This window comes from Halomonas rhizosphaerae, assembly GCF_030012485.1.
GTDB classification, from domain to species: domain Bacteria; phylum Pseudomonadota; class Gammaproteobacteria; order Pseudomonadales; family Halomonadaceae; genus Halomonas; species Halomonas rhizosphaerae.
On the sequence record NZ_JASCQQ010000013.1, the window covers coordinates 12860 to 31558 of the forward strand.

Below are 18699 nucleotides of genomic sequence, written 5' to 3' on the forward strand. Positions count from 1 at the left end.
GGGCCGCCTTTTCGTTGCTTGCCGAACACCAATGAGGCGTGCCGGGCTTACTTGGCGCGAGGTTCGCTCATCAGTCCCTTGACGATGGCGTAGCAGCCCACCAGCAGCACCAGCGTGAAGGGCAGGCCGGTGGTCAAGGCCGCCGTCTGCAGGGCGGCGAGGCCGCCGCCCAGCAGCAGGGCGATGGCCAGTGCCCCCTCGATCAGCGCCCAGAAGATACGCTGGGGCTTGGGAGCGTCCACCTTGCCGCCGGCGGTGATGGAGTCGATCACCAGCGAGCCGGAGTCGGAGGAGGTGATGAAGAACACGATCACCAGCACGATGCCGACGAAGGAGGTGATGGCGGTCAGCGGCAGGTGCTCGAGCATGGTGAAGAGTTGCAGCTCCAGGGCGGCATCCTGCACGTCGGTGATGCCGGAATTGACCACCTGGTCGATGGCAGTGGTGCCGAAGGCGGTCATCCACACCACCGAGGCCATCGACGGCACCAGCAGCACCGAGATCAGGAACTCGCGCACGGTGCGGCCGCGGCTGACGCGGGCGATGAACATGCCGACGAAGGGCGACCAGGCGATCCACCAGGCCCAGTAGAAGGCCGTCCAGCCCTGGCTGAAGTTGGCGTCCTCGCGCCCGAACGGCATGGAGAGCGCCGGCAGGTGGGTCACGTAGCCGATCAGGTTCTCGAGCACGCCGGTAGCGATCATCAGCGTCGGGCCGACGAAGATCACGAACAGCAGCAGCAGGGCGGCGAGCACCATGTTGATCTGCGAGAGGCGCTGCACGCCCTTGTCGACGCCGAGCATGATCGAGCCCAGGGCCACGAGGGTAATCCCCAGGATCAGCAGCACCAGGGTGGTGTCGCCGGCGGGGATGCCGAACAGGTACTCGAGGCCACCGGCCGCCTGGGTGGCGCCGATGCCCAGCGAGGTGGTCAGGCCGAACAGGGTGGCGAACACCGCCAGGATGTCGATCACGTGGCCCGGCCAGCCCCACACGCGCTCGCCCAGGATCGGGTAGAAGATCGAGCGCATGGTCAGTGGCAGGCCCTTGTTGAAGGCGAAGATCGCCAGCGACAGGCCGACGATGGCATAGGCGCCCCAGGGATGCAGGCCCCAGTGGAAGATGGTGGCGGCCATGCCCAGCGAGATGGCGCCGGCCTGGTCACCCTCGGCACCGCCCAGCGGGGCCCAGTCGGTGCGCACGCCGTCCTCGCCCATGCTGATACCGCCCATGGCGGTGCCATAGTGGCCCAGCGGCTCCGAGACCCCGTAGAACATCAGCCCGATGCCCATGCCCGCGGCGAACAGCATCGAGAACCAGCCGGCGTAGCCGAAGTCCGGCGTGGCATCCGCGCCGCCGATGCGCACCTTGCCCATCGGGGTGAAGATCAGCACCAGCGCCAGGAGCACGAAGACGTTGGCCCCCAGCAGGAAGAACCAGCCCAGGTTGGTGGTCAGGAAGCTGAACATGCTGTTGAAGATCGGCTCCATCTGATCCTGCAAGGCCAGCGTCAGGACCACGAACAGCAGGATCACGATCGAGGAGAACAAGAAGACCTTGCCATGCAGGTCCACGTTCACGCCCAGCGGTGAGGCGGTGATGTTGTCCTGGCCGATCACATAGTCGGTATCGATGAGGTTCGCCGCCCCCTGCGGGGCGGGAATCCCCTCGGAGCCGGCATTCGCCTCCTGGGGTTTCTCGTCTTGGGGATCTTGAGCCACGAGACATCTCCCTTGCAGTTATTGGTGTGCTTGCGTTTGCTGGTTCGGCTTACTTGCCGGCCCCCGGACGCACCAGGAACACCGATGCCTTGGTGTGCGTCGCCACCTTGCCGCCATGGGACGGCATGATCACGTCCAGATGCTTGGGGGGATGGGTCGGCATGACCACCAGGTCGGCGCCCACCTCGTCGATGGCCTCGATCAGGTCGTCATCGAGATCGGCGATCGGGTCGGGGCTGACGATGGTATGGGTGCTGACCGGCTGGCCGTGGACCTTGTGCCGCTCCTGGGCGAAGGCCTCGAGCTTCTGCGTGTACTCCTGAGGGGTGCGCGCCACGCTGCCGGGCGTATTGGCGGTCACGCCCACGTAGCAGACCTCGGCATCATAGTGGCGAGCGAGGTCGGCCACGGCCTGTAGCGACGGCTCGATCAGCTCGATATGTGCCAGGTCGACCGGCACCATGATCTTGTGGAACATGCCTGTATCTCCTTGTTGGCCGCAGAGGTCCTGCGAGTCTGTTCAGTGTGACCGTTCCTCGCCACCTTGCCAGGCGACATTTCAACGGCGGCACTGCGCATCCCGAGCGGGCATGGTACCCGTCCTCGCCGTTGATTGCAGTGGGCCTGTCTGCATCGGGCGACAGGGTCGTCGAGATTCGAGCCCCCCCAATGAGAAGGGGAGGCACCCTGTGGTGCCTCCCCTTGCGCTCGATGCGGTCAGCCTCGCCGATCAGGCGCGGCCCGGCATGCCCTCACGATTCGGGCAGCCACTCCTCGACCACGTCCTGGTTCTCCTCGACCCACTGCTTGGCGTTCTCGTAGGGGTCGGCGTCGTCCTCCTGGTTCATCAACATGACCTCACCCATCTGCTCCGGGGTCCACTCGAAGGCGTCCAGGATGGCGTAGGCCTCCGGCATCTCCTCCTCGAGGCCCTGGCGGGCGATGGTGTGGATCTGCTCGGCGCCGCCGTAGACGTTCTCGGGGTCCTCGAGGTACTTGAGGTCCCAGCGGGCGAACTTCCAGTGCGGCGTCCAGCCGGTGACCACGACGTCTTCCTCGTTGTTGATGGCGCTTTCCAGGGCGGCGGTCATGGTGGCACCGCTGCCGCTGCGCAGGGCCAGGTCGAGGTCGTAGGTGTCGACCACCTCCTCGGTCAGCCCCATGAGGCCGGCGCCCGGATCGATGCCAATGATCTCGCCGTTGAAGTCGTCGGCGTGGTCGTTGAGCTCGGCGATGGAATCGACGTCGCTGTAGGCCGGCACCACCAGGCCGAGTTTGGTGCCATCCAGGTTGACGCCCAGGTCGACGACCTCGTCGCCCACGCGCTCCATGTAGTCGGCATGGGTGGTGGGCAGCCAGGCGGCGACGATGGCATCGGCATCACCGGTGGCCACGGACTGCCACATGGCGGCGGCGGAGAGCGAGGTCATCTCCACCTCATAGCCGGCCTGCTCCAGTACGGCGCGCACCACGTTAGTGGAAGCCACTTCTGAGGACCATTCCACGTAGGCCAGGTGCACGCTGCCCTTGTCCTGGGCCTGGGCGGAACCGGCGGCGAGCGCGGTGCCGGCGGCCATGGCCAGGCCGGCGAGACGGATGCGACGGTTCAGCGGGTGCTTGTTCATCGTGTTCCCCTTCTCTTGATGTTCAACCATTTACCTTGGAGGTGCCTCCCGACGGATTCAAGGGGTGGCCTCAACTATCAGGACTTGCGGCCCTTGCGCAGGGACTGGGTCACGCGGTCGAGCAGCATGGCGAGTATCACCACGGCGATGCCCGCCTCGAAGCCGTCACCCGGGCGCAGGCGCTGGATGGCGCGCCACACCTCGCTGCCCAGCCCATCGGCGCCGATCATGGCGGCGATCACCACCATGGAGAGCGCCAGCATGATGGTCTGGTTGATGCCGGCCATCACCGTGGGCAGCGACATCGGCAACTGCACCTTGACCAGCTTCTGGCCGCGGGTGGCACCGTAGGCGTCGGCGGCCTCGATCAGCTCCACCGGCACCTGGCGGATGCCCAGGGTCGTGAAGCGGATCGCCGGCGGCATGGAGAAGATCACCGTGGCGAAGATCGCCGACACCGAGCCGATGCCGAAGAAGGGAATCGCCGGGATCAGGTAGACGAAGGCCGGCATGGTCTGCATGAAGTCCAGGACCGGCATGATCGTCTTGTAGAGCCGCTCCGAGAGCGCCGCGGCGATACCCACGGGGAGCGCGATCACCACCGCCACGAAGGTGGCGATCACCACCAGGGTGAGGGTCTCGATCATCGGCTCCCAGAGCCCCAGGTTCCAGATCAGCGCCAGGCCGAGGGCGGCCCCGATGCCCAGGCGCAGGCTCGCCACCCACCAGCAGAGGCCGACGATGATCGCCAGCAGGCCCCACTCGGGCAGCCACATCAGGGCATCGTTGAGCACGTCGATGCCGGTCTGGGTCACCCGGGAGATGGCGCGGGTGACGATGGAGTATTCGCTGGTCAGCCAGTCGAGGCCGCCCTCGATCCAGTCGCCCAGCGGAATGCTCGGAATCTCGATAGCCATCATGCGTCTCCTGCCGGTGCCATGTTCTGGTTCTCGCCCACCTTGGCGGGCTCGGCTGCCTGGGCCAGTTCGTCGAGGACGGCGCCCTTGACCACCACGCCCAGCAGCCTGCGGTGGTCATCCACCACGGCGATGGGGAAGCTCTTCTCGCTGAACATGGCGAAGAGGTTGTGCAGCGGCTCCACGGGGCCGACGGCACGGAAGTCCTGGGTCATGATGTCACGGATGCTGTCCTTGCCTTCCTTCGCGGCCTGCTCGACGGCGTCCACCACCACGAGACCCAGCAGCTTGCGGTCGCGGCTGGTGACGTAGATGGAGTCCAGCCCGTTCTCGCGCATCTTGCGCAGGGTGGTGCGCGGGCCGTCTTCCTCGCGGGCGGTGGCACGCACCGGCCGCATGGCATGCTGGGCGGTGAGGATCCTGGACATGTCCACGCCCTCGATGAAGCGCGCCACATAGTCGTCCGCGGGATGGGTGAGGATCTCCTCCGGGGTGCCGATCTGCACGATCTCGCCATCCTTGAGCAGGATGATGCGGTCGGCGATGTTGATCGCCTCGTCCAGGTCGTGGGTGATGAACACCGTGGTCTTCTGCATGCGGTGCTGCAGTTCCAGCAGCTCCTGTTGCATGTCGCCTCGGATCAGCGGATCCAGCGCCGAGAAGGCCTCGTCCATCAGCAACACCGTGGAGTCGTTGGCCAGCGCCCTGGCCAGCCCGACGCGCTGCTGCATGCCGCCGGAGAGCTGGTTGGGATAGGCATCCTCCCAGCCGTCCAGGCCGACCTGGTGAAGCGCATGGCGCGCCACCTTGGCGCGCTCCTCCTTGTCCACGCCACGGATCTCCAGGCCGAACTCGGCATTCTGCTGCACCGTGCGGTGAGGGAAGAGCGCGAAGTTCTGGAACACCATGGAAAAATGGCGACGACGGCACTCCAGCAGCGCCTTGTCGCCGAGCTCGGGAATGTTCTCGCCGTCGATGACGATCTCGCCCTCGGTGGGCTCGATCAGACGGTTGAGGCAGCGGATCAGGGTGGACTTGCCCGAGCCGGACAGCCCCATGATCACCAGCAGTTCCCCCTCGTAGACATCGAAATCGATGTTCGACAGGCCCAGCGTCTGGCCGGTCTTGTCGAAGATCTCGGGGCGCTTTAGCCCCTGCTTGCGCAGTTCGAGTGCCTTCTTCGGCTGGTTGCCGAAGACCTTGCTCAGGTTGCGTACCCGAATCTTGACGTTTCGGTTCTCGTTCATTGGCTCTGCCTTTTGTCGGCTCCCCCGTCATCGGGCGGAAAGCGCCGAAGGGTCGAGTGTCGTGACGTAAGAAAACGACGTCATGATGCCAGGCTGCTGCGTTGACAGCGGCATCGGGTGACGATGGAGTGGACGCTACCCTAGCGTTTTTTGAATGACCATTCAAATTAAAACCCGGGGTGTCGAAGGCCTGCAGGATGGCGCAAGGGTGACCCATGTGTCGAATCTGACCAACGCCCGGCCCTTGGTGGGCCGCGCCTTCCGCGTTGCAAGGGTTCTTTAACCTGATGACTTTAAAGTTTTTATATACTTTCTGGCCGTGACTGGCACGGTGGCTGCTCGTTGTTGGGTGAAGTCCCGATGACTCAGGGAGAAAGCGATGACCGACCATGAGCTGAACCGAGACAGGCCCCGCGGGAAGCGTTCGCGCCGACTGACGACCCTCGGCGCGATCGCTGCCCTGGGGCTCGGCAGCCTGGCCCTGGCCGGCTGTGGCAACGGCGAGGAGGAGATGCCGCCGATGGAGGAGCCGGCCGGCGAGGAGTCTTCAACCATGAATGGAGAGTCCTCCACCATGGGTGAAGAGTCCTCCTCCATGGGACAGGACTCGGACATGGAGAGCCAGGATCCCTCCATGCAGCAGGACCAGGCCATGGACCAGGAGTCCACCATGGATTCACAGGCGTCATCCGGTGAATCGACCTCCACCACGGAATCGCCATCCGATGACCAGGAGCAAGACGACGACCAGAGCGGCACCTGACCGCCATTTCTCATCGGTGACCGACCGACCGGACAGCCGCCGGTCACCCGACGGGCAAACCCCGCCCGATCCACCCTCGATCTTCATGTAAGGAAGGAGGTGCAAGATGATGTCCAAGGAAACCCTCAAAAGGCTCGGTATTCTCGGTGTCTCGTTCGGCCTGATCGCAAGCCCCTTGGCCTTCGGTGACATGCACGAGGACCCCGCCGCCCAGAGCACCGGCTCCGCGGCCGACCCTGCCACCCAGCAGGCGGATCCTGCGCCCGGCGAGCCGGCGGCCGATCCGAATGCCCAGGGTGACCCGGCAGCAGCCGACCCGACGACCGGCGATCCGGCCGGCGGCGACCCGGTGGTGCCGGGCGACGACCCCGCGACCCAGGGCACCGATTCCGCGGCCGATCCCACTACCCAGCAGGCGGACCCCGCGGCGGGTGAGCCGGCCGGCGATCCGAACGCCCAGGGCGACCCGGCTCAGGACCCCGGCTTCGGTGAAGGCACCGAGGCGATGCCCGGCGCCGAAGAGGAGTATGAGAACGAGGAAGAGGAGGCGCCCTGGGACGAGGAGGGCGACGAGAGCGAGGATGAGGAGCAGGGCTGGTAAGCCCGCTCCACCGCCCCGCTCAGCGGGGCGGCACTCGCGTGATGGACGGTTCTCCCGGTCCATGCCATTCCCAGGCCGGTGTATCGCGTTCCCCTCTGGCCGGCCCGGCATGTGACCCCTGGCCCCCGCTGCGGCGGGGGTCCTTTTTGTGTGGCTACTCCTCCTCGAGGCGACGGTAGAGGGTGCGACGGGCGATCCCCAGCACCTCGGCGGTACGCCGCTTGTTGCCGCCCGTGGCCGCCAGCACCTTGCGGATATAGCGCTTCTCCACCTCTTCCAGGCTCGGCCAGTCCGCCTGGGTGGCGGTGCTCGCCAGCGCCCCCTCGGCCCGGGTCTCGCGGCAGGCACGACGCCGGGCCTCGCCCTGATCGCGGATCCGCTGGGGCAGGTCGGCGTGACAGAGCTGTCCCGCCTCGGCCAGGGTCACCGCCCGCATGATGGCGTTCTCCAGCTCGCGAACGTTGCCCGGATAGTCATAGCCGAGCAGGGCCTCCAGGGCCGCCGGCTCGATGCGCGCAATGTGCTTGTCCTGCTGACCGGCATGCTTGTCGATCAGCGCCGGGATCAGCCGCTCGATGTCCCCCTCCCGTTCGCGCAGCGGCGGGATGCGCAGCGAGAAGGTCTCGAGGCGATAGAAGAGGTCGCTGCGGAAGTGACCCGCCTCGATCTCCTGCTCCAGCTGGCGATGGGTGGCGGCGATGATGCGCACGTCCACCGCTTCCTCCCGTTCGGCGCCCACCGGTCGCACGCTCTTCTCCTGCAGGGCCCGCAGCAGCTTGGCCTGCAGCGCGACGGGCATCTCGCCGATCTCGTCGAGGAACAGGCTGCCGCCCCGCGCGGCCTGGAAGAGCCCCTGGCGGGACTCGTCGGCACCGGTGAAGGCACCCTTCACATGGCCGAAGAACTCGCTCTCCATCAGCTCGGCGGGAATGCTGGCGCAGTTCACTGCGACGAAGGGGCCGTCGCGACGCGGACTCTCGGCGTGCACGGCCCGCGCCATCAGCTCCTTGCCGGTGCCGCTCTCGCCGAGCAGCAGCATGGGCGCGTCGCTGTCGGCCAGCCGGGCGGCGTCGTGGAACAGCGACTGCATGGCCTCGCTCTCGCCGACGATGCCGTGGAAGCTGTTCGCCGTCCCGTCGCTCGCCAGGCGCGAGGCCAGCCGACGGCTCTCCAGCACCCGGTAGACCGCCTCGCGCAGCCCCTCCAGGTCCAGCGGCTTGGTCAGGAAGTCGTCGGCGCCCTGCTTGAGTGCCTCCACCGCCTGGTCGATGGTGCCGAAGGCGGTGATCACGATGAAACCCACCGTGCTCCCCTCGCGGCGCAGCCGCTCGAGCAGCTGCATGCCGTCGATGCCCGGCAGGCGCACGTCGCTGATCACCAGGGCCACCTCGCTGTGGCTGAGCGTGGCCAGGGCCTGCTCGGCACTGGTCGCGGCGAGGGTCGCGTAGCCGGCGTCGGCCAGCTCCTCCTCGAGCAACTCCAGGATGGCCGGGTCGTCCTCGACGACCAGCAGGGGCAGGGCAGGCGTGTCGCGTTCCGTGTCTGGCATGTCGTGTCCGTTCATGGGGTGGTGTCCTCGAGTGGCAGCACGATCTCGAAGCCGGCGCCTCCCAGCGCGCTGTCGAAGGCGCCGATGGAACCGCCGTGGTCGTTGATGATGCGATGGACCATGGAGAGCCCGAGGCCGCTGCCCTGGCCCACGGGCTTGGTGGTGAAGAAGGGGTCGAAGACCCGGGTGCGGTCGGCCTCGGGGATGCCGCAGCCGTCGTCCTCGATGGTCAGGCAGAGACTGTCGTCGCGGCGGCGGGCCGCCAGTCGTATCCGCCGGACGCCCTCGGCCTGGGTGGCATTGCGCAGCAGGTTGGTGAGGACCTGGACCAGCTGCTGGCCATTGGCCAGCAGCATCAGCGGCGGGTCCGGCAGCACCGGCTCGAGGCGAATGTCGCGTGCCTCGAGGTCGGCCTCGACCAGCTGCCGGGCGTCGTGGACGAGGTCGTCCAGGGCGAGCCGCGCCTTGTCGACGCTGTGCTGGCGCCCCAGGTCCATCAGCTGGCGCACGATCTCGACGATGCGCTGTACCTCGCCGCGGATGCGTCCCAGTCGCCGCCGTTCGTCGTCGCCGATGCCGGCACGGCGCTCGAGGCGCTGGGCCTGGCCCTCGATGACGGTGAGCGGCGTGCCGACCTCGTGGGCCACCCCGGCGGCCAGCACGCCGAGCTCGGCCAGCTTGCGCGACTTGCGCAGTCGCCGCTCCAGCTCGATTTCGCGGCGCTGACGGGCCTCGATGTCGGCATCCTTCTCGGCCAGGGCGTCGAGCATGTGGTTGAGGGCCAGGCCGAGCCGGCGGAACTCGTCGAGGCCCCGGATCGTTGCCCGCTGGCGGCGCTCGCCCCGGGCGACCCGCTCCATCACCTCGAGCAGTCGGCTCAGCGGGCGCTCGATATGGCGCCGGAACATCCACCAGATGCCCAGCACGATGCCCGCCGCACCGATACCGAAGGCGACCAGGGCGACCTGGCTGAGAAAGCCGGTGTAGTTCTCGATGCCGGTATTGAGGCGGTTGACCTGCAGCACGCCGAGGGTATTGCCGTCGGGGGATTGCAGCGGCATCAGCGTCGAGAAGTAGGTCCAGCCGTCTTCCTCGCGATAGTCGCTGCGCATCTCCCCCTCCTCGACCACCGCCTGCAGTTCGGAGGCCTCGTAGAGCGCCTCGCCGAGCCCCAGGCCATGGATCTCGTTGCCCTTGATGTCGAAGACATAGGCGCCGTAGATGCGGTTGTAGGAGAAGGCCGACTGCAGGGTCTCCTGCAGCGACTCCGGGCTCTCGCGGGTCAGGGCATAGCCCAGAGAGGTACCGATGGCGCGGCTGATGGTCTGGACCTCGGTCTCCAGCTTGGAACGCACGTTGTCTTCCAGCGACTTGATGGCCACCAGGCTGAAGACCATCAGCACCAGGAAGAGCGGCACGATGACCGTGACGATGATCAGGTTGCGCAGGCGCATGGGGGATCCCTGTGGTCGTCAGGGCCGCGTCCGGTGCGGCCCCTGTCGTGGCTAGTCGGCGGGCACCAGGCGGTAGAGGCCGCCGTCGGCGTGGTCACTGAGCAGGTAGAGGGCGCCGTTGCGGCCCAGGCGCACGTCGCGGATGCGGCCGATCTCGCCCTCGAGGATCACCTCGCGCTCGACGACCCTGTCGTCGTCCAGGGCAAGGCGCACCAGCCTCTCGCTGGCCAGCCCCCCGGCCATCAGGTGGCCCTGCCAGGCGGGAAAGGCGTCGCCGCTCACCTGGGCCAGGCCCGAGGGGGCGAAGCGCCCGGCGAACACGTGCACGGGGTCGCGCATGCCGGGGGCGCTGTCGCGGCCGATGGGCTGGTTGGTGGCGTAGTCGTTGCCGCGGCTCACCTCCGGCCAGCCGTAGTTGACCCCGGCCTCGAGGCGGTTGAGCTCGTCGCCGGTGCGCGGGCCGTGCTCGGTGGACCAGATGGTGCCGTCGGCGGCCACGATCAGGCCCTGGGGGTTGCGGTTGCCGTAGGTGAAGATCTCGTCGTGCACGTCATCGTCGTCGACGAAGGGGTTGTCGTCCGGCACTCCGCCCTCGGCGGTGAGGCGCAGCACGCTGCCGGCGTGGTCGCCGCGGTCCTGGGCGCGTTCGGGGCTGCCGCGCTCGCCGATGCTCATCAGCAGGGTGCCATCCTCGCGCCAGGCCAGCCGCGAGCCGTAGTGGCGACCCGGCCGGGAGAAGCGGTCCTGGACGAACAGTGTCTCCAGGTCCACCAGGGCGTCGCCCTCCAGCCGCCCGCGGGAGAGGGTGGTGGCGCTGCCTCCATCGCCGGCCTGGCTCCAGGTGAGGTAGACCCAGTCGCAGCCCTCGCCGTAGTCGGGATGCAGGGCGACATCGAGCAGGCCGCCCTGGCCGCGGGTGGAGACCTCGGGCGCGCCGGAGAGACGAGTGACCTCGCCCTGGGCATCGATGCGCACCAGGTGCCCGGGACGCTCGCTGACCAGCCATTGGCCGTCGGGCAGCTCGGCGGCCGACCAGGGATGCGTGAGGCCAGAGGCCACGCGCTCCAGGCGCAGCTCAAGGTGGTCGGTGGCGATGCGTTCCTCGACCACCTCCGCGGCCACGGCCGGGGCGGCGAGCAGGGCGCCGCTCAGCAGCAGGGCGGTCGAGAGTGCATGACGTGGCGAGTGCATGTGGCTTCCCCCTCGTTGGCTGTACCCGCATAGGGACTCTTCACAAAGACCCTACACAGGGACTCTGCCGCGGCGAGGGTGTTCCCCGCGAGGGGGCACAGGCGATGGCAGTGCTACATCAGGATCGCCAGCAGGATCGGCAGGTAGACCAGCGACAGCAGGGTGGAGCAGAACACCAGGCTCGCCACGTACTGCGGCTCGCGTCCGGCCTTCTGGGCGAAGAGGTAGTTGAACACCGCGACCGGCATGCTCATCTGCAGCACCAGGATGGCCAGCGCCATGGGCGGTAGCGCCAGCAGGGTGCCGATGCCCCAGGCGACCCCGGCGGCCACCGGGATGCGCAGCAGGCTGAAGCCGATGCCGGAGCCGAGGTTGCGGGCGTGGATGCTGGCCAGCGAGACGCCCAGGGTGATCAGCATCAGCGGCACCGTGAAGCCCGAGATCAGATCGACGCTGTTGGCGAGCCAGCGGGGCAGGTCGGTGTCGCTGAGCAGCAGCCCCAGGGCGATCAGGATGGCGTAGACCACCGGCGTCTTCGCCAGCGCCTTCAGCGGGTTGCCGCGGCTCGCCAGCAGGGTCCCCAGGGTGAACTGGAACAGCGAGACCGTGACCATCACCGTGATGCCGAACGCGAAGCCGGCGCTTCCGAAGGCGTAGAGCACCACCGGCAGGCCCATGTTGCCGGTATTGGGGTACATGGTGGGGGCCAGCAGCACCCGCCAGTCCTTGCCCAGCAGCCGTGCCAGCAGGAAGGCCATGCCGGCCATGGCGGTGAGCACCAGCGCCGTGGCCAGCATGGTGCGCCCGAAACTGCCGGCATCGATCTCGGCGCCGGAGAGCGAGGCCAGTACCAGGGCCGGGGTGCCGATGTTGAACACCAGTCGGGTGACGAAGGCCACCGGGAAGTCGTGGCCGAGGCGCACCCAGACGAAGCCGAGCCCCGCGCCGGTGAGCACGGGCGCCATCACGGCGAAGAGTTCGGCGAGCATGGGCGGCATCCTTGCGTGGCGGTGGGAGCAGGCCGCGTATTGTCGTGAATGCTGGCCCCTCGGGGCAACTCCGGCGTGCCGCCGGCATGAAAGGGCCCCGGCAAGGGCCGGGGCCAAGGATCGAAAAGCCAGCCTCTTCAGGTTAGAACGTGTAACTGGCGGAGAGCCAGAGCCGTCGACGCGAGCGGCGCCTTATTTCGCTCCGCAAAAAGCCCGGTCGATGACCGGGCTTGAAGGGGGGATGGCGGTCGAGCCGTCACTCGGCGGGGCGGTCGGCGGCCTCCTGAGTGCGTTCGCCGACGTTCTCCAGGGCCTCGCCGATACTGTCCAGGGCCCATGACGCGCCTTCCTGGGTGGATTCCCAGGCGCTGGCGGCGCCCTCCTTGGTGTCTTCCCAGGCCTGCTGGGCCCCTTCCCGGGCGTTCTGCCACCAGTCGTTGGTGTATTGCGGCTGCTGGGCGATCTGCTCCTCGCTCAGGTCGACATTCACCCGGTACTCGATTTCCTCGAGGCTATTGCCGTCCTGGGTCGCGACGGTGAACTTCCCGGTCTCGATCACGAACTGCTGGTTGCCCTGGAAGTCGAGCAGATTGCCGGTGTCGATGACCAAGGCGCGGACCTGCATGTCGTTGTCGAGCAGGATGTCCTCGACGTCGCCGATCTGTTCGCTGCCGGAGGTGGCGTAGACATCGGCATCGAGCAGTTCGTTGGCCGAGTAGAGGCCTTGGGGCTCGGCCAGGGCGCTGCCGGTGACGGCCAGGCCGCCGGCGAGCAGCGCTCCGAGGGTGGCCTGCTTGATGGTGTGATTCAGCGGTGTGCGTTGGGCCATGCGTTCACTCCTTGTGATCCGTGTAAGGTCCATGTGATCAACAGCGTCTTTCGACGCCTCACTTACGTTAGTGTGGCCAGCGGCCGGCGAGTTCAATGGCGAGCCCGCCGCGGGGTCCGATCATCGGCGCCCGAGGCCCCACATGAAGTAGGCGCCGCCCAGCAGCGAGGCCACCAGGCCGGCGGGAATCTCCGCGGGGAACAGCAGCTGGCGGCCCAACCAGTCCGCCAGCACCATCAGCAGGGCGCCGATCAGCGCGGCCCCCAGCAGGTGGGTGCGGGCCCGGGAGAAGCCCACCAGCCGCGCCATGTGGGGCGCCAGCAGGCCGACAAAGGAGAGCGGGCCCACCACCAGGGTGGCGCAGGCGGTCAGCAGCGCGACCAGCAGCAGCAGCGCCAGCCGGGCTCGCTCGACCCGTACCCCCAGCGCCGCGGCCGTGGCCGCTCCCAGCGGCAGGATATCCAGCCAGCGGGCGAAGGGGCGTGCCGCCAGGGACAGCACCACGGCGAGGCCCGCGACCACTGTCGCGCTGACGGGGTCGATGTAGTAGGTGGAGCCCGAGAGCCAGGCGATGACCTGCTGGCCGCGGGGGTCGCCGCCGGCCAGCACGATGGCGCGCACGGCGTCGAACAGGGCGGTGATGGCCACGCCGCTGAGCAGCAGCCGTTCGGGCACGAAGCCGCTGCGCCGGTTGAGCATGACCAGCACGGCCAGGCTGGCCAGCGCGCCCAGGGTGCCGGTGGCGACCAGGGTCAGGTTGCCGGGGGCGGGCAGCAGGAAGAGCGCCGCGATCAGGGCGATGGCGCTGCCGCCGCTGATGCCCAGCACCTCGGGGCTGGCCATGGGGTTGGCGGTGAGGCGCTGGATCAGGGTGCCGGCGATGGCCAGCATCATCCCGCTGGCCACGGCGGCCAGCAGCCGTGGCCAGCGCCACGTCAGCACCGCCTCGTCGAGGGTCGCGAACCAGCCGCCGGCCGCCTGGCCCAGCAGCAGCGCCAGCAGAAGCGCGGCGAGAAGGCCCAGTGCCAGGCCCGCGACCAGACGCCCGGGAGTGGGATGGCGCGGTGCCAGGGCCGTGGCGGCAGCGGGCGGGCGGCCGGCCTCGAGGCGCAGCCGGGGGATCAGCCACAGCAGCAGCGGCGCCCCCAGGGCGGCGGTAGTGGCCCCGGTGGGGATCAGGGTGGGCAGGGTGCCGGCGAAGCGCTGCAGCAGCAGGTCGGTGGTGGCGAGCAACAGGGCGCCGAGCAGTGTCGACCAGACGAGCCGCCCCCCCAGACGGCGCGCGCCGGCCAGGCGCACGATGTTGGGCGCCGCCAGGCCGATGAAGCCGACCACCCCCACCTCGCTGACCACACAGGCGGTGAGGAAGACCGCCAGCCCCAGCCCCGCCAGGCGCAGGTGCTTCAGCGAGACGCCCAGGCTCCTGGCGCTGGCATCGTCGAGCTCGAGCACCGTCAGCGGCCGCAGCAGCAGCCAGGCCGCCAGGCCGCCCAGCAGCAGCCGCGGGGCCAGGAAGGCGGCGTCGCCCCAGCCGTTCTGGGCCAGTGAGCCGGCGCCCCAGATCAGCAGCCCCTTGAGGGTCTCCTGGTGGAAGAGCAACAGCACCATGCCCAGGGCCCCGGCGTAGAGGTTGACCACCAGGCCGGCGAGGACCACCACCGCGGGGGAGAGGCCGCGGCGCCAGGTCAGGGCGAAGACCAGCGCCATGGCGCCGCCGCCGCCGGCCAGGGCCACCCATTCGCGCCCGGCCAGCAACAGGCCCGGGGCGAGCAGGGTGGCGGCCATCAGCGCCAGGTTGGCGCCGCTGGCCACCCCCAGGGTGGTGGGCGCGGCCAGCGGGTTGCGCAGCACCTGCTGCATCAGCACCCCGGCCAGGGCCAGGCCGCCGCCGGCCAGCAGCGCCATGGCCAGGCGCGGCCACCAGCTGTAGTGGCGCACCAGCGCCTCGGCGCTCTCCGGCGTCGCCGTCGCCAGCGCGCGCAGGCCATCGAGGAGCCCCTCCTCGGCGAGCGATCCCAGCACCAGGGCCAGCAGCGCCAGGCCCGGCAGCAGGCAGACGAGGGCGGGCGCGTGGCGGCGGGCGGCCTCAGTCGCCATGGGGCGCGTCCTCCAGCGCGGCGACCAGGTGGTCGGCGAAGCGCTGCGCCGAGGGCAGGGCGCCGAAGCTCCATACCGGGGGCAGGGTGATCAGGCTGTCATCGCGCACGCTGGGCTGCTGCTGCCAGAGGCCGCTGTCGGCCAGCGCCGTCTCGACGCCCACCGGGTAGGGCTCGACCACCACCAGCCGCGCCTCCAGGCCGGCCAACTGCTCGAGGCCGACCAGCGAGAAGCCCCAGGCGTTGGTCTCGCCGTGCCAGGCGTTGTCCAGCCCCAGGCGGGCCATCACGGCCTGGTAGAGGCCGCCCTCGCCGAACACCCGGACATGGCGCTCGTCCATGAACTGCACCACCAGCAGCGGCGACACCCGCTCGGGCAGTCGCCGCCGCAGGGCCTCCAGTCGCGTCTCCGTCTCGGCGATCAGCCGCTCGGCGGCCGCCTCCCGCTCGGCCAGGCGACCGACCTCGCGGCTCAGCTCGCGCAATTGTGGCCAGGTCTCGCGGCCCGGGGAGTAGAGCGGCAGGGTCGTGACCGGGGCGATGCGCGACAGCCGCGGCGCCAGGTTGGCGAACATCGGCGAGATCAGGAGGCGGTCGGGCGCGAGGCTCGCCAGCAGCTCCAGGTTGGGCTGGCTGCGCAGGCCGAGATCGACGGTGGCCTCGGGTAGGCGCGGCGCGCGCACCCAGGCATGGTAGGCGTCGCGCTGGGCGATGCCGGCCGGCGTGACGCCCAGCGCCACCAGGGTCTCGGCCAGGGTCCAGTCGAGGGTGGCGACGGCCGGCTGGGCCTGGGCGCGGGTCGTCGGCACCAGCGCCAGGACCAGCAGCAGCCCAGGGACGAGACCGCCGAGCAGCCGGGCGAGCGCGTCAGGCATGGACCAGGGCGACGGGATGATGGCCGGCGGGATGCGCCATCACGCGCATGGGGATGCCGTAGATGGCCTCCAGGGTGGCCTCGTCCATCAGCTCGGCCGGGGTGCCCCGGGCCAGCACGCGCCCGCCGTGCAGGGCGACCAGGTGGTCGCAGTAGCGCGCCGCCATGTTGACGTCGTGCAGCACGATGACCACGCCGAGCCCCAGCGTCTCGCTGAGCTCGCGGATCAGCGTCAGCACCTCCACCTGGTGGGCGATGTCCAGCGCGGCGAGCGGCTCGTCGAGCAGCAGGAAGTCGCTGCCCTGGGCAAGCAGCATGGCCAGCCAGACCCGCTGGCGTTCGCCGCCGGAGAGGGTGTCGACCAGGCGGTCGGCGAAGGCCTCGGTGTGGGTCGCGGCGATGGCCCCCTCGATGGCCGCCGCGTCCTCGCGGGTGTGACGGCCCAGCAGACCTCGCCAGGGGTAGCGACCCATGCCCACCAGCTCGCGGCCGAGCAGGTTCTCGGTGGCGGGCAGCTGTTGGGGCAGGTAGGCCACGCGGCGGGCGAACGCGCGCTGGCCCCAGCGGGCCAGGGGTCGGCCGGCGAAGGCCAGCTCGCCTCGGCTGGCCGGCTGCTGACGGGCCAGCAGCTTGAGCAGGGTCGACTTGCCCGAGCCGTTGTGGCCGATCAGGCCGTGCACCCGGCCGCCCTCCAGGGTCAGGTCGGTAGCGGCGAGCAGCAGCCGGTCGGCGATGGCGAAACCGGCTCCGCGCAGTTCGAACATGCAGGACGCTCCTTCGACGGGCCCCGGGCGGGGCGGGCGATGGGCGCTACCTTACCTCCGGTGATAATGGTTATCAATAAGATCTGTTTCGGGCCGGCCGCCTTCCCGGTATGCTGTGGCGTTTCACCCTCCAGGACCCCCGCTCCCCATGCCTGATGCCACCACCTCCAGCTTCCGGGCCCTGGCGCGCCTGCTGCGCTATGCCCGCGGCTATCGCCGCCGGATCATCGCCGCCAGCGCCTGCTCGGTCATCAACAAGCTGTTCGACATCGCCCCGGAGATCCTCATCGGCGTGGCCATCGACGTGGTGGTCAATCAGGAGCAGAGCTTCGTGGCGGGGCTCGGCTTCGAGTCCGCCCGGGAGCAGATCCTGATCCTCGGCGCGCTGACCTTCTTCATCTGGGCCGGGGAGTCGCTGTTCGAGTACCTCTTCCAGGTGCTGTGGCGCAACCTGGCCCAGCGCCTGCAGGCCGACCTGCGCCAGGACGCCTACGAGCATGCCCAGCGGCTCGACATGGGCTTCTTCGAGTCGAGGAGCTCCGGCCAGCTGGTGGCGACCATGAACGACGACGTCAACCAGCTCGAGCGCTTCCTGGACGGCGGCGCCAACGCCATGATTCAGGTCGGCGTCACCGTGGTGGCGGTGGGGGCGGTGTTCTTCGTGCTCTCGCCGCTGATCGCGCTGCTCGCCTTCACGCCGATCCCGTTGATCGTGTGGGGCGCCTTCTACTTCCAGCGCAAGGCCGGGCCGCTCTACGCCGAGGTGCGCGAGCGGGTCGGGGACCTCTCGAGCCGGCTCTCCAACAACCTGGCCGGCATCGCTACCATCAAGAGCTTCACCGCCGAGGCCCGCGAGGCCGAGCGGCTGCGCCTGGCAAGCGAAGCCTACGTGGAGGCCAATCGGCGGGCGATCCGCATCAGCTCGGCCTTCATCCCGGTGATTCGCATGGCGATCCTGGCCGGCTTCCTGGCCACCTTCACCGTGGGCGGGATGATGGCCCTGCGGGGTGACCTGAACGTCGGTGCCTACGGCGTGCTGGTGTTCCTCACCCAGCGGCTGCTGTGGCCGCTGACCGGCCTGGCCCAGGTGATCGACCTCTTCGAGCGCGCCATGGCCAGCACGCGGCGCATCCTCGACCTGCTGGCCACGCCGATCCGCGTGCGCGACGACGGCGGGCGGGCGCTGGCCGAGCCGGTGCGCGGCGAGGTGGCTTTCGTCGACGTGAGCTTTCGCTACCCGGGCAGCGGCGAGGGGGTCAGCGAGGTCCGGCTGGAGGTGCCGGCGGGCCATACCCTGGCCCTGGTCGGCGCCACCGGCTCGGGCAAGTCGACCCTGATCAAGCTGCTGCTGCGCTTCCACGACCCCGAGGCGGGGGAGATCCGCATCGACGGCCAGCCGATCCGCGAGCTCGAGCTGGCCTCGCTGCGCCGGGCCATCGGCCTGGTCAGCCAGGACGTCTACCTGTTCGAGGGCCCGGTGCGCGACAACATCGCCTATGGCCGCCCCGATGCCTCCGATGCCGATATCATCGCCGCGGCGCAGACCGCCGAGGCCTGGGACTTCATCCAGGCGCTGCCCCAAGGGCTCGACACCCCGGTGGGGGAGCGCGGCGTGCGCCTCTCCGGCGGCCAGCGCCAGCGCCTCTCGCTGGCCCGGGCGCTGCTCAAGGACCCGCCGATCCTGGTGCTGGACGAGGCCACCAGCGCCGTGGACAACGAGACCGAGGCGGCCATCCAGCGCTCGCTGAAGCGCATCGCCCACCAGCGCACTGTGATCATGATCGCTCATCGGCTCTCGACCATCGTCCATGCCGACCAGATCGCCGTGGTCCACGGCGGGCGAGTGGTCGAGCGCGGCACCCATGGCGAGCTGCTGGCGCGCAACGGGCGCTATGCCGCCCAGTGGCGGGTGCAGACCGGCGAGATCGAGGCGGCGGACGCGCCCCTGGCCTGATCTTTTTCCTTTCCCTGTATCCCTTTCGCCACCGGTGGCCCCAGGGCCGCCGGTGGCGTCTACCGCCTTGTTCTCGCCGCCTCCCGGTGAGAAAGCCCTCCCTGATTGAAGACTCAAAAGCTAAG

General features: G+C 69.1%; 16 protein-coding genes. 3 read left to right on the forward strand and 13 right to left on the reverse strand.

What is annotated here, in order from left to right:
* Positions 1-47 precede the first annotated feature (47 nt).
* The 5 genes from QLQ86_RS07570 to QLQ86_RS07590 form a co-directional block, all read right to left on the reverse strand.
* The gene (locus QLQ86_RS07570) at positions 48-1721 is read right to left on the reverse strand and encodes a BCCT family transporter (RefSeq protein WP_282816437.1); all 1674 of its coding nucleotides are present in this window, start codon (positions 1719-1721) and stop codon (positions 48-50) included.
* A gap of 49 nt (positions 1722-1770) precedes the next feature.
* Positions 1771-2199 (reverse strand): universal stress protein, encoded by a 429-nt coding sequence (locus QLQ86_RS07575; protein ID WP_282733571.1) that lies wholly within the window; start codon positions 2197-2199, stop codon positions 1771-1773.
* A 274-nt stretch (positions 2200-2473) separates the two neighbouring features.
* Entirely contained in the window at positions 2474-3346 is an 873-nt protein-coding gene (locus tag QLQ86_RS07580) for a glycine betaine ABC transporter substrate-binding protein (protein WP_282816438.1), read from the reverse strand.
* Between the two features lie 77 nt (positions 3347-3423).
* Positions 3424-4257 (reverse strand): ABC transporter permease, encoded by an 834-nt coding sequence (locus QLQ86_RS07585; protein WP_282733583.1) that lies wholly within the window; start codon positions 4255-4257, stop codon positions 3424-3426.
* A gap of 5 nt (positions 4258-4262) precedes the next feature.
* Positions 4263-5510: a quaternary amine ABC transporter ATP-binding protein gene (locus QLQ86_RS07590; protein ID WP_282816439.1), complete on the reverse strand. Its 1248-nt coding sequence runs from the start codon at positions 5508-5510 to the stop codon at positions 4263-4265.
* 379 nt (positions 5511-5889) lie between these two features.
* Here QLQ86_RS07590 and QLQ86_RS07595 point away from each other — a divergent pair, with 379 nt between their 5' ends.
* Together QLQ86_RS07595 and QLQ86_RS07600 are read left to right on the forward strand one after the other, a co-directional pair.
* Entirely contained in the window at positions 5890-6273 is a 384-nt protein-coding gene (locus QLQ86_RS07595; RefSeq protein WP_282816440.1) for a hypothetical protein, read from the forward strand.
* 106 nt (positions 6274-6379) lie between these two features.
* The gene (locus QLQ86_RS07600) at positions 6380-6874 is read left to right on the forward strand and encodes a hypothetical protein (protein ID WP_282816530.1); all 495 of its coding nucleotides are present in this window, start codon (positions 6380-6382) and stop codon (positions 6872-6874) included.
* Between the two features lie 154 nt (positions 6875-7028).
* On the opposite strand, the gene QLQ86_RS07605 is transcribed toward QLQ86_RS07600, so the two are convergent.
* From QLQ86_RS07605 to QLQ86_RS07640, 8 genes are all read right to left on the reverse strand, one after another.
* Entirely contained in the window at positions 7029-8438 is a 1410-nt protein-coding gene (locus QLQ86_RS07605; protein ID WP_282733567.1) for a sigma-54-dependent transcriptional regulator, read from the reverse strand.
* A complete protein-coding gene (locus QLQ86_RS07610) occupies positions 8435-9877 on the reverse strand; it encodes a sensor histidine kinase (protein WP_282733566.1) in 1443 nt (480 codons plus the stop codon). The genes QLQ86_RS07605 and QLQ86_RS07610 overlap by 4 nt, the downstream gene beginning before the upstream one ends.
* A gap of 51 nt (positions 9878-9928) precedes the next feature.
* Entirely contained in the window at positions 9929-11068 is a 1140-nt protein-coding gene (locus QLQ86_RS07615) for a PQQ-dependent sugar dehydrogenase (protein ID WP_282816441.1), read from the reverse strand.
* Positions 11069-11181: 113 nt separating this feature from the next.
* A complete protein-coding gene (locus QLQ86_RS07620) occupies positions 11182-12057 on the reverse strand; it encodes an AEC family transporter (protein WP_282733564.1) in 876 nt (291 codons plus the stop codon).
* Positions 12058-12313: 256 nt separating this feature from the next.
* A complete protein-coding gene (locus QLQ86_RS07625; protein ID WP_282816442.1) occupies positions 12314-12886 on the reverse strand; it encodes a PRC-barrel domain-containing protein in 573 nt (190 codons plus the stop codon).
* 120 nt (positions 12887-13006) lie between these two features.
* On the reverse strand, positions 13007-14983 hold the full coding sequence (fhuB, locus tag QLQ86_RS07630) for a Fe(3+)-hydroxamate ABC transporter permease FhuB (protein WP_282816443.1): 1977 nt from the start codon (positions 14981-14983) through the stop codon (positions 13007-13009).
* The gene (locus tag QLQ86_RS07635) at positions 14973-15857 is read right to left on the reverse strand and encodes an iron-siderophore ABC transporter substrate-binding protein (RefSeq protein ID WP_282816444.1); all 885 of its coding nucleotides are present in this window, start codon (positions 15855-15857) and stop codon (positions 14973-14975) included. Before QLQ86_RS07635 ends, fhuB begins: the two co-directional genes overlap by 11 nt.
* Positions 15850-16620: an ATP-binding cassette domain-containing protein gene (locus QLQ86_RS07640; protein ID WP_282816445.1), complete on the reverse strand. Its 771-nt coding sequence runs from the start codon at positions 16618-16620 to the stop codon at positions 15850-15852. The genes QLQ86_RS07635 and QLQ86_RS07640 overlap by 8 nt, the downstream gene beginning before the upstream one ends.
* Before the next feature lie 148 nt (positions 16621-16768).
* On the opposite strand from QLQ86_RS07640, the gene QLQ86_RS07645 reads away from it, so the two are divergent.
* Positions 16769-18574: an ABC transporter ATP-binding protein gene (locus QLQ86_RS07645; RefSeq protein ID WP_282816446.1), complete on the forward strand. Its 1806-nt coding sequence runs from the start codon at positions 16769-16771 to the stop codon at positions 18572-18574.
* Positions 18575-18699: the final 125 nt, after the last annotated feature.